The sequence below is a fragment of the Acidovorax sp. GW101-3H11 genome, assembly GCF_001633105.1.
GTDB lineage: Bacteria > Pseudomonadota > Gammaproteobacteria > Burkholderiales > Burkholderiaceae_C > Acidovorax.
This window is the reverse complement of the sequence record NZ_LUKZ01000009.1, coordinates 983,027-997,783: the sequence shown is the minus strand read 5'-3', so window position 1 is coordinate 997,783 and position 14,757 is coordinate 983,027. Positions and strand designations below refer to the sequence as shown.

Annotated in this window: 13 protein-coding genes and 1 pseudogene; 9 read left to right on the top strand and 5 right to left on the bottom strand. The window is 65.3% G+C overall.

The genetic code is table 11. The features are described 5' to 3' along the window. Positions 1-383 precede the first annotated feature (383 nt). The 5 genes from A1D30_RS10565 to A1D30_RS10540 all read left to right on the top strand — a co-directional run bounded on the left by A1D30_RS10565 (position 384) and on the right by A1D30_RS10540 (position 7,092). The gene (locus A1D30_RS10565) at positions 384-1,325 is read left to right on the top strand and encodes a site-specific integrase (RefSeq protein WP_060986635.1); all 942 of its coding nucleotides are present in this window, start codon (positions 384-386) and stop codon (positions 1,323-1,325) included. Positions 1,326-1,340: 15 nt separating this feature from the next. After that, a complete protein-coding gene (locus tag A1D30_RS24755; protein WP_199865949.1) occupies positions 1,341-2,876 on the top strand; it encodes a universal stress protein in 1,536 nt (511 codons plus the stop codon). A gap of 105 nt (positions 2,877-2,981) precedes the next feature. Then, a complete protein-coding gene (locus A1D30_RS10550) occupies positions 2,982-4,400 on the top strand; it encodes a DUF1173 domain-containing protein (RefSeq protein WP_242421847.1) in 1,419 nt (472 codons plus the stop codon). A gap of 140 nt (positions 4,401-4,540) precedes the next feature. Further along, the gene (locus A1D30_RS10545; protein WP_063460918.1) at positions 4,541-5,839 is read left to right on the top strand and encodes a hypothetical protein; all 1,299 of its coding nucleotides are present in this window, start codon (positions 4,541-4,543) and stop codon (positions 5,837-5,839) included. 11 nt (positions 5,840-5,850) lie between these two features. Further along, positions 5,851-7,092: a metallophosphoesterase family protein gene (locus A1D30_RS10540; protein ID WP_063460638.1), complete on the top strand. Its 1,242-nt coding sequence runs from the start codon at positions 5,851-5,853 to the stop codon at positions 7,090-7,092. Between the two features lie 41 nt (positions 7,093-7,133). On the opposite strand, the gene A1D30_RS10535 is transcribed toward A1D30_RS10540, so the two are convergent. Beyond that, positions 7,134-8,099, bottom strand: coding sequence for a nucleotidyl transferase AbiEii/AbiGii toxin family protein (locus A1D30_RS10535; RefSeq protein WP_063460637.1), 966 nt, complete (start codon positions 8,097-8,099; stop codon positions 7,134-7,136). After that, positions 8,096-8,497 (bottom strand): DUF6088 family protein, encoded by a 402-nt coding sequence (locus tag A1D30_RS10530; RefSeq protein WP_063460636.1) that lies wholly within the window; start codon positions 8,495-8,497, stop codon positions 8,096-8,098. Before A1D30_RS10530 ends, A1D30_RS10535 begins: the two co-directional genes overlap by 4 nt. A gap of 189 nt (positions 8,498-8,686) precedes the next feature. Between A1D30_RS10530 and A1D30_RS10525 the strand changes: the two genes are divergently transcribed. Beyond that, positions 8,687-11,170 (top strand): DNA repair protein, encoded by a 2,484-nt coding sequence (locus A1D30_RS10525; protein ID WP_242421846.1) that lies wholly within the window; start codon positions 8,687-8,689, stop codon positions 11,168-11,170. 50 nt (positions 11,171-11,220) lie between these two features. On the opposite strand, the gene A1D30_RS10520 is transcribed toward A1D30_RS10525, so the two are convergent. Then, positions 11,221-11,529 (bottom strand): hypothetical protein, encoded by a 309-nt coding sequence (locus tag A1D30_RS10520; protein ID WP_060986526.1) that lies wholly within the window; start codon positions 11,527-11,529, stop codon positions 11,221-11,223. A 640-nt stretch (positions 11,530-12,169) separates the two neighbouring features. Between A1D30_RS10520 and A1D30_RS10515 the strand changes: the two genes are divergently transcribed. Further along, positions 12,170-12,382 carry a hypothetical protein gene (locus A1D30_RS10515; protein WP_060984118.1) on the top strand — a complete coding sequence of 71 codons (213 nt, stop codon included), beginning with the start codon at positions 12,170-12,172 and terminating at the stop codon, positions 12,380-12,382. A gap of 91 nt (positions 12,383-12,473) precedes the next feature. On the opposite strand, the gene A1D30_RS10510 is transcribed toward A1D30_RS10515, so the two are convergent. Further along, positions 12,474-12,986: a hypothetical protein gene (locus tag A1D30_RS10510; RefSeq protein WP_063460635.1), complete on the bottom strand. Its 513-nt coding sequence runs from the start codon at positions 12,984-12,986 to the stop codon at positions 12,474-12,476. A 122-nt stretch (positions 12,987-13,108) separates the two neighbouring features. Here A1D30_RS10510 and A1D30_RS10505 point away from each other — a divergent pair, with 122 nt between their 5' ends. Continuing rightward, positions 13,109-13,339 (top strand): hypothetical protein, encoded by a 231-nt coding sequence (locus A1D30_RS10505; RefSeq protein ID WP_060984120.1) that lies wholly within the window; start codon positions 13,109-13,111, stop codon positions 13,337-13,339. Here A1D30_RS10505 and A1D30_RS10500 read toward each other — a convergent pair. Beyond that, positions 13,310-13,534: a hypothetical protein gene (locus A1D30_RS10500; RefSeq protein ID WP_063460634.1), complete on the bottom strand. Its 225-nt coding sequence runs from the start codon at positions 13,532-13,534 to the stop codon at positions 13,310-13,312. The two genes, A1D30_RS10505 and A1D30_RS10500, sit on opposite strands and share 30 nt — an antisense overlap. A 747-nt stretch (positions 13,535-14,281) precedes the next feature. Between A1D30_RS10500 and A1D30_RS10490 the strand changes: the two are divergent. Then, positions 14,282-14,638: pseudogene (locus tag A1D30_RS10490) on the top strand (transposase); the annotation flags it as partial. Positions 14,639-14,757: the final 119 nt, after the last annotated feature.

Below are 14,757 nucleotides of genomic sequence, written 5' to 3'. Positions count from 1 at the left end.
TTGCTCCGCGTCAAAAAAAGGGGCTGGCTGTGAGTGAGAGCGCCAGGAACAAGCCATCGACGCGCAACGCCATGCAGTCGGTGCCCGAGCCGCATGCGCTTGTACGGCACAGCATCAAGCAGTCGCCGTCATGCGAAAAGATTCCTATGTCTGTCTCACCGAAGGGCTTGCCTCGTGATCGCGGCGCTGGTATTCGACGGCTCGCTGCTGATCCCATGGAGTGCAGGCTGGCAATGCGATCAGGTTGTGAGGCATTGCCCTTGTGCATCTCGGTAGTTGATTCCGAAACCCCCCGGACTGCGACGCGATTTCGGCTGGCGCGGCGCGTACCGGGGCGTCAGGATGCGTTCGTGGTGTGATTGCCTTGAAAGGAGGCACGCGGCGTGCAAGAGCAGGAACTCTCCGGCGATCCCCGGCCATCGTGGGACGTGTCTGTGGCGATGCTGCGCGCGGTGCTAGACGGGGCGGCCTATGACGCCGTGGCGGCACTGCACGGGGTGTCGCGCACGGCCGTCGAGCGGCGCATCAAGGCGGTGGCGACCCACCTGGCCGGCAGCGCCGGAATCGACGGGCTGAATCAGAGCGGTGCGGCGTTTGTTCGCAGGCTGCGCCTGCACCGTGACGCGCTGCAGACTGCGCTGGACGGCCTGCAGCCCCCTGGCGCGGAGCGGGCCGTGGGCACGCCCATCCTGAGTGAGGCGGAGATCGCCGCCGGCGCCGTGCGGATCCGGGGTCGCAGCCAACACCCTCTGGAAGACCTCGCGCTGTACTACATGCTGTTCGCGATCGGCGCGCGGCCGTTGGAGATCGCGCGTCTCGAGGTACGGGACTATCTGGACGCCGCAGGGAGCGTGCGGCGGATCTCCGTGCTGCGCGAGGAGGCCGCTATCACCTCCCGGGCGCGGCCGCTGTACTTCCACAGCACGCGGCTGAACGAAGCCATGAACGCTTATCTCGCCGATCGTGTGCGGTGGGGTGCCGGACTCGGTGTGGAAGGCCAGTACCGTGGCCTGGCGCCTGGCAGCCGCCTGTTCCTGTCCGCCAGCGGCAAGGGCTTCGAGATCACGCCGTACGGAGAGGCGGGGCAGCGCCGCTTCCGGTGTCGCGGCATCCAAGAGACCTATCGCAAGCTGTTCCGCTATGCCGAGTTTAAGCAGGTCACAGCGCTCACCGCGCGGCATACGGTGGCCGACCGCCTCTATACCCGGGGCGCGGATGAGGCGCAGGTGGGCCTGCTGTTGGGAATCGCTGAACGTAGTGCGGTGAAAGAGCAGTTTCCACGGCGGCAGCACACGATGGAAGAGCTGACGCGCGATCTGGTGTGAGCAGGGATGCCGGACATGTATGAGCATTTTTTGGTACCCGTTGATGGAACGTCGGCATCGGACAAAAACGTGAAAGCCGCGATCGATTTGGCTGAGAAGCTGAATGCGAAAATCACCTTCCTTCATGCCGCTCCAGATCCGGCCGCGACGCGGGGCGTCACCGCACTCTCAACAGCCTTGGCTAGTACGCTGCTGCGCGCGGCCTTCGGGGATTCCGATGCAGTTTTGTCGAGCGCGAGATCGAGCGCGGCGGCACGTGGTGTTCGCTGCGCGTCATTGGCTGTGGTGTCGGCCCACCTCGCTGAGGCCGTTGGCGCGGCCGCCAAGCTCCAGGGGTGCGACGTCATCGTGATGGCGCCGCAACGATGCCCAGGAGCGCAAGGCTGGAGTTTCCAGTTCTGCACGGAGCAGGTTCTTCGGAGCGCGCCGACGGCACTGCTCGTCACGGGCGTTGCATCCAGCGAGGTTCCCACTGTCCAGGAGCGAACCGTTGCCGCCCTATTGAGCTCGCATCGTGCGTTTGCCATTGGCATGCTCGGGGCGCTGGCCGTGCTTGACGCCGCCGGCAACGGGCAGCCGAGCGTTGATTTCGACGCAATCCGGTTGTGTGTCCAGCATGTCCCGCAGTACCTCTTGTGCGCCAATGGAGAGTTGCATTTGTACGGCGTGTTGCGGAAGCGCAAGCCGGAACTCATCGAGGTTCTGTCCTGCTTGGAGGAGCGGCACTGCCGCGAACATGGACTGGGTTTGAAGCTCATGGAGATCGCCGAGGCGGTATCCCTTGGAAACGTGGCAGCGTTGGGACAACTGCAATCGCTCGCGAGCGGCGTCCGCGGGGGCATGCGGCACGCGGATGAAGTTGAGCGGATCCTGTTGGCGGCGCGGCGGTATCTGCTGGACTCCGACTGGGATGAAATCGCCGGTGCTATCGGGCCGGACGAAGGTGTGGGGGGCGCAGACTTGGAGAGGGATGTACAAGCGCATGCTCCGCCGCCTGGCGAACTTCGCCGTCCGTTGTACGGGGATGGAGGCCAGTTCCTCCGCGATCCTTCTCGCATGGGAGACAACCTTGTGCCGATTGAATTCTATGAAGCCTCTGGCTACTACCAGGAAGAGACCGTCGGCTACTTGATGCGCCGCGTTACCACGTCGATAGTCCGGAACGCCGACATGCGCCTCCATCAGCACGGACTGACAAGCACCCAGTGGGGACCGCTTGTGAAGATCAAGGCCCGCCAGCGGCCAACGGTAGCTGATCTCGCGCAGGACCTCGAAATGGACGCGGGCGGCGTGACTCGGGCTCTTGACCGACTCGAGAAGAAGGGCCTCTGCAAGCGTGTGAGAAGCGTCGAGGATCGGCGCGTTATCCATGTCCAGCTCACGGAAGCAGGGGAGAGCGCCGTTGCCGAGGTGCCGGCCATTTTGGCCGTTGTGCAGAACGCTCATCTGGCAGATTTCTCGCGCCAAGAATGGCAGGCCTTGCTGGGCTACCTTCAGCGGATGCTGGTAAATGGCAAGTCGATGCAAAACGCGGATGCCGTGACTGGCTGAGAGCGAGTGGGCCGCATGCTTTGCTTTGCCTATTTACGGTGTGCGGGTTGTCCTATTGGTGGTCACCTAGTGGGAGAGAGGCTTCCCGCATGAGGCGATCGAGGCGTGCTTGACCTCGGAAAATTTCTGCGCCTTCAATGTCGAAATCTCACCAATTTCGATGCGAATCCGGCTCGCCTGGAGCGTCACGAAGGTCCAGGATGGGTTCGTGGCATTGACCTCAACGGGGAAGGCAGCATGCAGGAACAGATTTTCTTTGATGGTCCAGGAAGAAATGGCTTGCAACCAAGTGCGGCGGCAACGAGTAGCGACGGCGGCCTGCCGGTGTTCCCTGTGCAGCACTTCTCAATCCACGGCCGTGTGTTTACAGCCACGGATCCGGGCCTCCAGTTGGCGCTTGCGTCGATCCATGACGATGCTGAGCGGCCGCGTTGCCTGTGTGTCGCCGGTGGTGTGGAAATGTATGTGGCCCGCCATCGCAAGTACGTGGTCAAACGCATGCCAGAAACCGGCAAGGACCATCACCCGTCCTGCCCTTCCTATGAACCCGACGCGGCACTTTCCGGGCTGGGCGAACTCGTGGGAGAAGCCGTGCTGGAGCCTGAGCCTGGTCGAGTGGAACTGCGCGTGGACTTCCCATGGACCAGGACCCAGGGCCACGCCCTGCCAAGGGGCGAGATCTCGGAGCCGGCAGAGATCACAGTTCCGCGACGGCGCATGTCGCTTCGCGCCGTGATGCATTTTCTTTTCGAGCGTGCCGGCTTCAACCGGTGGACGCCCGCCATGGCTGGAAAGCGCAACCAGGGTGTCTTGTGCAAGTACCTGCTCGCTGCGGCGGCCGACATCGATGTCAAGGGCATCCCATTGGCCGAGCGTCTTTATGTCCCCGAGCCATTCCAGGAATCCACCAAGGCTGATGCCGCCCAGCGCCGACGGGAAAAGCTGGCCATCCTGCAGCCCCGCGATGGGCATGCGCCATTGGCGTTGGTGATCGGCGAGTTCAAGGCCTGCGATCGTGCGGAGCACGCCTGCCGGATCTGGATCCGCCACATGCCCGATGCGCCGTTGCTGATGCCCACCAAGAGCTGGGAGCGCCTGGCGCGTGTTCACGCTTCCTTGCTGGAGGCGCGCGACGCAGACACCGAACGTCGGATCCGGCTCATGATCGCGGCGTTGATACGCGCCCGCCGCGAATTGACCTACGAGATCGATTCGGCTAGCCTGATGCTGGCAAGCGATCAATGGATACCGCTGGAGGGCGGCCACGAGTGCCCTTTGATCGATGCGCTTGTCGGACAGGAAAGGCGCTTTCTCAAGCCGCTGCGCTACGACGCGCCGCAGGGTGGAGTCTTTCCGAATGCGCTGTTGCTGGACGGCGGTGCCACGCCCATTCCACTGCACATAGTGAGTGCGTTTGCCGGGGCCAAGGAGCGTACCGCCAAGGAGAAGGCCGTCGCCAAAGGTGAATGCTGGGCGTGGCGGACTGAGCAGCCAATGCCCGCGCTGCCATCACCGGCGGCTTAGTTCGCTTGCCTTTCGTACTCCCGGCGGTGCATGACCGGACGGGGCAGTCGGCTGGAAGCCTTGCTGCCGGGGGTTGAACACTTGGCATCACGCGAGAGCATGAAGCGTCGCAACCCCGACGTTTCATGAAGGAGCGCCACATGGCAAACGCTGTCGTTTCGGTGCAGGGCGGGCCGGTCGCCTTGCACACCCTGCTGGGCCAGGCCCCGGCACGCATCCCCACCGGGGGGAAAATCCGTCCCGGCATCATGGTCCTGACCCGCAAGGCCGCCGAGCATCCCGAGGCCAAGGCCATCTACAGGCAGGGCGTGGACGAGGGCCGGTCCTTCGAGGAGATCGAACGGCGGCTGGCGCAGGCGATGCCGCAGCTCAAGTCTCCGCTGGTGCCGCGCAACGTGCCCTGGTTCACGGTGCGAGCGTCGGACTTCGCGAACCCGGAGACCGCCCGGGAGATCCTCGATGCCTACGGCGAGGATCGAGGCCAGGGCCACCGTCTTTACTGTTTTCCCGTCGTCTTCCCCTCCGACCACTGGCAGACCGTGATGCCGCACGAGCTGGCGGCCTGGGGCACCCATGAGAAGCGGTTCTGGTCGCAGTACTCGCCCGATGGCCTGGTGCGCCACTGCATGCGCCATGCACCGGTCCCGGTGGACGACACGGGGCGGCGCGCGATCCGTATCTTTGGCGGGCGCAAGGCTGTGCTGCGTGAAGAGAACGGTGGCCTCTGCGATCCTGAATCCTGCCCCGAGTACCAGGCGCGCCAGTGCAATCTCACGGGCCGGTTCCTGTTCTTCATTCCCGGCATCCGTTCCATCAGCGCGCTGGAGCTTCCCACCACGAGCTTCTACGCGATGAGCGCGGCCATCCAGCGCTTCCAGGCCATGGCCATGATGCGCGGCGGGCGCATCTCCGGCTTCCTGGGGCGCGACCGCGCAACGTTCTTCCTCACGAAGGTGCTCAGGGATGTGCCGCACATCGACGAACAGGGGCGGGCGGTGCGCGTGCCCCAGTGGATCATCGAACTGGAGGCCCCCGTGGATGTCACGGCCCTGCTGCGCGAGCACGAGGATGAAGAGACGGCGATCCAGCAGGCCCATCTTGCAACCCAGGTGCTCGAAGGGCAGCCCGAGGCGCATCAGGACGCAGGAACGGGCGAGGAGGCCGGGAGAGGCGAAACTGCCGATGCGCCCGCCGGTGCCGGTGCCGGCCATCCGCGTCTGGAGCAGGCGCGACCTACGCTCGCGCAACTGCTGGCGCGCGTCCGGGCCATGGGTGGTGATACGGAGCGCTACTCCGCATACGCGGCCTTGCGCTGGGGCCATGGCTGGCGGATCAATCCCCACGGCCGCGGTCGTGCGTGGGACGAGCTCGACAGGTACGCCCAAGACCCGGAAGGCTACCTCGACAAGATCGACGCCGAGCTGGGCCTGGGTGCTTGAAGGAGAAGACCATGCGCATCGCACACTTTTCCGACCTGCACTATGGAACAAGGACCCTCGACGAGGCCGAGCGCTGCTTCGGCGCTGCCATCGAGCGGGCCGTGGCGCAAGGGGCGCAGGCCGCCGTGATGTCCGGGGACGCGACCGATCACGCGCTGGACCTGCATTCGCCCGCCGCAGCGCGGCTGGTGGAGCGGGTGCGGCGCTTGGCCGATCATTGCCCGGTGCTGCTGTTGCAGGGTACCTACTCGCACGAGCCCCCGGGTACCTTGGACGTCTTCCGCTCGGTCGGTGGGCGCCACCCGATTCACGTGGCCGACCGGATCCAGCAGGTGGCCCTGACCCGTGAGGGCGACTGGATCGCTTCCCCGCAATGGCGTTTCGGCGCTTTACCGGTCCGTGCTGTAGCGCTGTTCTCCTGTCTGCCCACCGTCAACAAGGCGACCGTGGCGGCTACCGCCGGGGCGACGCACGCGGCGCAGGCTGTGGGAGAGCAACTCGCCCGGCTGCTCCGCGGCTTTGCGCCGTCACACCGGATCGCGCGCAGCCGAGGACTGCCCACCATCGGCGTGTCCCACGGCACGGTGTTCGGTTGCGTGAGCGAGCACGGTGTGCCAATGGCCGGTTTCGATCATGAGTTCACGACCGGGGCGTTGTTTGCCGCCGAGGCCCAGGCTTTCATGCTCGGCCATATTCACCAGCACCAGACCTGGGCGCAGCAGGGGCTTGCGGGTGCGCAATTGATCGGCTATGCGGGTTCCATCGGCCGCTTTCACTATGGAGAAGAAGGGGAGAAGGGATTTCTGCTGTGGGAAGTGGGCACGGATTCGGCCTGCTGCACCCTGGAGCCCACTCCGGCGCGCCGGACCATGGATATCGTGTTCGAGGGCCGCCCGGATCTCGACGCCTTGCGCGAAGCGGTTGCACGGCAGGACATCGCCGGTGCCAGCGTGCGCGTGCGCTGGACCGTCGCAGAGGAGGATCGGGGATCCGTGGATCGCGGGGCCATCCAACGAATCCTTGCCGGCGCCGCGGAGACCAAGCTTGAGGGCCGCATCGTGCCCGTGGTGCGCACGCGCATGGCCGGCATCTCGCGCATGGCGAGGATGGAGGACAAGCTGCGCGCCTGGGCCCAGGTGTCCGAGGTCAACCCCGAACCGCTGGTGAGATGCCTTGCCGCGCTGGAGGAAGCGACGCCCGAGGACATTGCAGCGGATCTCTTGCGCGAGCGGGATGCCGAAACCAGCCCGTGAAACCCATGCGACTGGCGGCTTGACGCGTCCGGTGGACAGGGCTACGGCAGCACTTCCAGCAGCGTTTCGGCGACTGCGTCGAAGTCGCCGAAAGCCTGCGCGAATGCCGGTGTGCCGCCCCCATAGACCAGCGGCAGCAGGTTGCCGGTGAACTCCGCCTGGATCTTCGCGTCCGCACGGGCCTGCCGCAGCGCGCCGCTCAGCACCTGGCGAGGGGCCGTGGCAAAGTCCGGGAATTGGGTGCCGAACTCCTTCTGGTCGCCCGCGACCAGCGCAGGAAAGGCCCGCCGCGCCGCGCTCAGCATCTCAGGCTGGCGTTGGCGGATGCAATGCACGTCGTAGAGATGCCGGACCAGGGCCGTGTCCCAGGCCTGGCGCATGAGCCCGGCGCGATGCTGTGCGTAGCGGCGCAGGAATGACAGGACTTTCTCCGCGACCGTTTCGGCTACGGCGACCACCGGGACCTCGAAGGCTTGATCGGAGCGGCCGGCGAGCTGGTCGGCCAGCGTGGTGATACGGCGCACCTGCGGAGGCAGAACCGGAGTGCGTGCCGTCAATTCGATCTGCAGGTGAGGGCGCAGCCCCGCGGCGGATGCATAGTGCCGCGCATAGCTCCACTCACTCCAGAAGTACCGGTTCTCGTTGAAGGCCAGCTCTTTGCCCTTGTCCTCGACCAGGCCGATCCCGGCCAGCGTTTCGGCCACCTGGGCTTTCAGCGCGGAAAGGCGGCGGCGGATCTCGGCGCGGGGGGCCTGGCCCGCATCCGGCAGTACCACCTTCAGATCCGCGTCCTCGGACATGCGTTCGATCAGCCCGTAGGCCTTGGACAGGCTGGTGCCACCACAGAACAATAGTTGCACACCCTCAAGCCTCAAGGCGAACAGGGCCCGCAACGCATCTGTCAGGTGCTCGTCCATTTCCAGCAGGCCCGCAGTGATTCCGCCGGAAGTGGCTTCAGCGACGAGCGCCTCGATCAGTTCCCGCCGCTGCGGTGCCAGCACCCTCATGCGTGTTCGTACTGGATCGCCTTGCCGTTGAAGCCCAGCTTGCGGGCGATGCGGCGTCGGCCGACGTTGAAGACGATGCCCGCAGGCACCTGGGTGCTGTGTCCGGCGTTGTACGTCTCGGTCAAGCGGCTGGCCATGACGGTCACGCCCAGCTTGTTCAGCGCCTCGGGGGCCAGGACTTCCAGCGGCCGCACCGGAATCGGCTTGCCCGTCAGCACGCTTGGCTTGGCCTTGGCATAGACGCCCAGGCCCAGGCGCACCAGCGTGCCGTCCAGCACCAGTTCGCGCAGTGCGCGGCCCACCTGCGCGGCACTGCCGAACTGGTCGAACTCGCTGCGCAGCAGCACATCGTCGCTGCGGTTGGCGACGGAGCGTTTGATGCGATTGAGCGTGTTCATGGCGGTGGGAGGGAGGATCCTTGACGGACGATTTTACCTCTCTTGTCGATTTCGATAAGCCATTGAACGCAAAAGGAATTTTTCAGCATAACTCGATCATCCTCTTGCCAGAGTGCCGGGGAGGGGCGGCCACGGCGCTCAAGCCCTTGCTTCCCCGGGCTCTCACGGGAAACTGGGTGCGTCAAACCCATGGAGAACTTCGCCATGCAACTACTTTCTCTGACGCTCAAGGGGTTTCGCGGGATCCGGGATGGCCTGGGCCTGGATGCCTTGACCCTGGACTTCGAGGCCCTGTGCGATGGGGCCGAGCTGGTCGCCATCGTGGGTGCCAACGGGCGCGGCAAGACCACGGTGCTCGACAACATGCACCCGTACCTCACGATGCCCTCGCGCGCGTCCGCAGCGGGCGCGGGCGGCTTCAGCTACTACGACCATGTTTACCTTCCGGAGAACGAGAAGGATCTGGTTTGGGCGCTCGAAGGCCAAAGCTATCGTTCCCAGATCGTGATCCGGCCCAACGGTCGGCGCCGGACGGAGGCCTTCCTGTTCGCACTCTCCGATGCGGGCGCATGGCACCCCGTCACACTGGAGGATGGCACGGTGTCGGACGGCAAGGTGGACACCTATACGCGCTGCGTGGAGCACCTGTGCGGCAGCGCCGATACTTTCTTCACGTCGGTCTTCGGAGCACAGTGCAAGCGCCAGCTCAGCGATTACCGCAACGCGGAGATCAAAACGCTGCTGGCCGACCTGCTGGGGCAGGAGCATATCCGCGAGCTGGGGCGCAAGGCCGGTGAGACCGCCAAGCTGTTGAAGACAGGGCTGGTAGCGCTGCGCCAGGAGGCCTCTGCCTTGGAGGCCGAGGGAGAACGGCTCGCCCGCGCGCGGGTCGATGCCGCCGATGCGCCGGCGCGTGCCGCCCGGACGCAGGCGGCGGCGGCAGCGGCGGCGTCGGCGCTGGAGGAGGCGCGCCAGGCCCACGCCCGGGCCGCGGCACAGGGCGAGCAGGCGCGCGAGGCCGACGCGCGGCGAGGCCAGTTGTTGCAGGAGCGGGAAGCTGCGCAGGGAGCGGGCCGAGTGGTTCTGCAGGACCTGGCGGGTCGCGAACAGGATGCACGCCAGCGGCTGGACCGGCTCACGCGCCGCGTTGTGCAGCGGCGGGCGCAGGCCCTGCAGCGCCGAGAACGGCTGGAGAACGTACGGAGCCGGTGCCATGCCTTGCTGGAGCAGGAGCACCTGGTGCACAACGCATTGCGGCGTTTGCCGCTGGCAGAGCAGTTGCTGGAACTGCGCACCGAGCGTGCGCGTCATCGCCGAGACCAGGTGGCGGAGTGGGAGCAGGCCAAGGGCCAGTTGCGCATCCTTGTGCAGCGGGTTCAGGGTATCGAACGAGAGGCAGGGCAGGCTGTCTTGCAGGCGCAGGCACTCAGGCGCCGTTTGGGCCTGACCGCCGAGGTGCCGTGCGCCGGGATGCCGCTGCAGGGAGTTTGCCAGCTGCTGGCCGATGCGCGGGAGGCGCAGGCGCTGATTCCCAGCGCCGATGCGGTGCTGCGGCGTTTGGGCGACGAGAAGGCGGAGGTCGAGCGGGAGGGCCGGTCCGTCAAGGCGCGTGTCCAGTCGCTGTCAGCCGCGAGCGGCCAATTGGAAGCCGCCGAGCATCGCCAGGAGCGCGCTCGCAGCCGCGCATCGCGACTTGCCCTGCTGGCGGCGAAGGCGGAAGAGATTCAGGTCGCGCGCCAGCGCCTGACCGAGGTCCAGGCCGAACTGGACGGCCTTGGAGATCCCGAGAGGGACGATTCCTCGGCCGAAGCGGTTGGCGAGCGGGAGGAGCGGGATGCCATTACCGCCGCCATGCAGGCCATTGACGCACGGCGGACGCAGCAGTCCGACCTGCTGAAGCAGGCGCTGGCCCGGCTGGATGCCGTCCTGAGCACTTTGCCGGAACCCTTTGATCCCCAGCAACTGGTCATTGCCGAGTCGGCACGCGATCGCGCCATCGCCGCGCATGGCAATGCACAGCGCTCGCACGTAGACGCTTTGAAGGAGTTGGAGAGCCTGGCGGCGCTGCGTCAACAGCTGGATGCCCTGGCACAACGTCAGGCTGCGGCGCGCCGGCGTGCCCTGCGGATCGAGAGCGCGATGGGCGACTGGACCCTGCTGGCGCGGTGCATGAGCAATGATGGTCTGATTGCGCTGGCGATCGACGATGCGGGGCCGGCCTTGTCGGGACTGGCGAACGACCTGCTGCTGGCGTGCTACGGCCCGCGCTTCACGGTCTCCATCCTCACGCAGGGGGAGACGGCCAAGGGCGAGAAACGGGAGGACTTCGACATCCTGGTGCATGACGCCGATTCAGGGGAGAGCAAGAGTGTGCGGCTGATGAGCGGAGGGGAGCGGGTCTGGATCAACGAATGCCTGGTGCGGGCGGTGGCGCTGTATTTGGCGCAGGCTGGAGAACGGCGCTACGAGACCCTGTTCTCGGATGAAGCAGACGGGGCCCTCGACCCGGACCGAAAGCGCATGTTCGGGGCGATGAAGCGCGAGGTGCTGCGACTGGGCGGCTACCACCGGGAGTTCTTCGTCTCTCAGACGACCGAGTTGGCCGGCATGGCCGATGCAGTGATCGACCTGGAGGCTTTGCGGGTAGATGCCGACGCCGTGCCCATGGAGTGACAGAGGTCAAGGTGTTCACTCCGGCCGCAGTGCGCTGGCAACGGGGGGCCTCAGAGGATAGTGTCTTGGGGCGTGAAGGTCGGCAGGCCGCTAACAGTCGGCGCTTCACTATCGAACTTGAGCCAGACGATGCCAGCTTGCTCTGCAGCCTCGAAAATCTTTGCAAGATCGGACTCCGCAGGCATGCGGTAGCGCGGCGAGCCTACGTATACGAAGCCTCCAAAGTCGGTGGGGTAGGCATTGACGGACAGATCGTCTGCGTGCAGCTTTTGTCGGGTGGTGGGTGTCAGGTGGGTCAGCGAGAGAGCCGCCAGAGGCTCGGCGAGTCCGCGCAATTGCTCAATGCAATGGGTGTGCATGTTTCCTTCCTTGTGTGGCAATGCCGCACGGGTTCTGGGATGCCTTGTGGGCTTCGCAAATACCATGCCGCTATACAAGAGAATCCGATGGGATTCCCATGCGAGGCGCCGAGAGTTGCTCGCGGCGATGAAGCGGTAGATGCACGGCGCACCCAGCAGTGCTATTCGCGGATAGGAGGTTGTGAGCGCGTTTTCCACATCGCTCTCCTTGATCGAAATGCAGTGCAGCGCCGGTCGCCGAGGGGATGGCGTCCGCAGTCTGATGGAGGTGCGCAACGGCTGTCGGCATGATGGTCTTGGCTGGATGGGCTGTGACGTGAGCAAGCGACCGGAGGCCCTGATCAGGCCCTCGACCGGTATTGGGACTGTGCCCCTGGGTTTGCCGCATCACAAGGGGGAAAACCTGTGTCGGCTGGAATTCGTGACGGTGGCGGGTGTTTGTTCACGGGGCCGGATGGGAAATGCGCCGAAACGTGGCCACTCGCCAACATCTGGAAAGCCGGAGGCATGGCATATGGCAGTCCCGTGACACTCGAAAATCACTCTGCTGCCATTCAGGAAATTTTTTGATCAAGGACCATTAATTTGTCCTCAAGCACGTTGTTTTGCGTCAGCATGGTGACCATCAAGAGATTTCTCCATGATCCGCCTGGGTTCCCAGATCCGTTTGACGCAGAAGGAAATCGAGTATTTCCGTTGGCTGACAGACATCGAGCCTGCCGGTATCCGCACGCGTGCGGATCTGGATGCGTATGTGGCGAAGTGCAAGGCGCACTATTGGGGCGTGTCGCAGGATACGCAGTTCCTCCATTGGATGATCGACCGGGAGGTCGCGCGTTGCCTGGCGGCGTGAGCCTGCCGCAAGAAATTGGGCCGTTAGCCTGCCCATGGGGCGAAGCACCGCATTCCCCTAGCCACGCGGCCAGGGGAATGGGATACATGGCTCAGCCAGTGGCTTGAGCTGCTCGGGGCGCCGAATCCACCATTGCCGAATCCGCCGATGGGGAGGCGGGTTTCTCGCTGATGGAGGGTGCCTTGAATGCCGCGCGGGCGGCACGTACCTTCGGGCTTTTCGCCAGACGCTGGATCTGGGCCGTGGCAGGCTCGGAATGCTCCTCGGGCAGGCAGGCTGCGGCGAGGTCGCTTCCACGTCCCAATGCGCGCCGCACATTTGCCGGAAACCGGATGAACAGGCCGCCGAGCAGCCAGCGCACGAACCGGCCGAACCGCTGGTTGCGCGCCTCGCGCGCCTGGTGCAGGCGCAGCGACTCGCGGCAGCACAGGTACAGTGCCAAGTGCTCGCGCTTCATCTCGGGATCGCTGTCCAACTGGGCCAGCACTTCCGCCGCGATCGCGGGATCCTTGCCGGCACGCCGGTAGAAGGATACCCAGGCGCGCTCTTCCTCGATGCCGATGGCACTGCGCCTTGGCTTGGCGCGGGATGCGTTCACGGTCATGGTTTTTCTCCTTGCTTGCGGGATGCACGCGCCATGCCCCAATGGGAGGCGTCAGTCTCCCAGGGTTGTGGCGATGTGTTGGCCTGCTAAGCTGGCATTCCACCGCTTTCGAAAGCCCACACATGCTTCGTGCAGGCCATTCACTCCGGTTCACGCCCACCGAAATCGAGGAACTCCGAAGAGTCGGCATCGACGTCGATGGGGCGCGAACGCAGGACGATCTCGACCAGGCGCTGGCCCGATGGGCCGGCACGCTGGCCGAGGACCGCCCGGAACTGCTGGACAAGATCGCCTCGGCCATGGCCCAGGCGAAGGGTGCCTCGCTACCCGCGCGCTTGACGCGCGTGCGTTGAGGCTTCCTGCCGGGCGTTGGCTTCGGCGATGCCGATCCAGCGGTCGGCGATCCGGTCCAGGTAGACCAGATCGTCGGCTTCGATTTCGCCCGCTGCGCGCAGACGGGCGATGACCTCCTTGACCAGGAAGGGATCCTCCCGGGCCAGTTCGACCACGGTGGCGGCGATGCGCCGGCGGTACAGATCGACCGGCATGGTCAAGCTGCCTCGCGGCAGTCCGCACACGGGCGGCCCCCGCACTTGCCGAGGCAGGGCAGGGGACGCAGCAGTACCGCAAGCCTGGGCTGCGGCAAGGGGGCCGGGCGGGTGAGACCCGATCCACCCAACAGCACCGGAATGCGGTGCGACTCTCTGGCTGCAAAGGCAGCGAACATGGCGTTCTCCTTCGATGAAAAGGGGAACGCCCAACCCTGGCGGGGACTGGGGTCCCCGTTCGGGTGTGCCTCGCGGATGCGAAGCGGCTTGGTGCCAGCCTTGGGGCTGGCGTGGGATGTGAAGGCCCGGTGCCTTGCGGCAAGGACCTTCGCTCGGTGGCCGGCGACCCCGGGGCCGTCGACCATGTGCATGCGTCGGCCCGAAGGCCGACAGGAACTCATGGCTGCCAAGGCAGCCACCCCGGACGAAGCCGGGGAACTCGAGGGCAGGTATCGACTGCGACGCCAGCGAAGCTGGACTTCAGGGCAGCCGCAGCCGCCGATGAAGGCTTTATGGACGCGATGTCCATGGGAAGCGATCGAAGTATGGCGTGCCGTACGCGCTCTGCGAGGAGAACGAGGCCGCACTCGCGGAAACCGGCGTCAGACGCAGCCAGTTGCAGGTGGCAAGTGCTGGAGCGCAAGGCAGACGCGGTCTGTCCGCCTACGGTGACTCTGCAGGGCCCGGCGCGACGAGTCGGCTGCCGTTCGCCTGGGTCTGGGCCGGATCGACCATAGGGCTATCCGGTTGACGCACGCGGTTGCGGTGAGCGCGGCCGATCTGACCGATCGCAAGGGAGCGTTGCAGGCGCTTGAGCGCTGCAAGCCGAACCTGGCGCAAGTACAAAGCCTGCTGGTCTATGGAGGCTACGTCGGCGAGCCGTTCGCGCAGGGCGTGCGTGACATCCTCGGTGAGCGCGTCACGGTGCAGATTGCCAGGCGCAGCGAGCTGCACACCTTCAAGGTCATGCCCAAACGCTGGGTCGTCGAACGCAGTTTCGCCTGGCTGGACAAAAACAGACGGCTGTGGAGGAACTGCGAGCGTCTGCTCAACACCAGCTTGCAGTTCATCCATCTCGCTTTCCTCGCTTTGTTGCTCAGAAGATCGTCAACACGCTCTTACATCGCAGCCCATCCACTTATCTCGGGCCTCTGCGTGCTCAAACAACCGGGACCGGCTCTCAATTTCTGGATGAACATAGGTCTTCAGGGCATAGAAAAAGC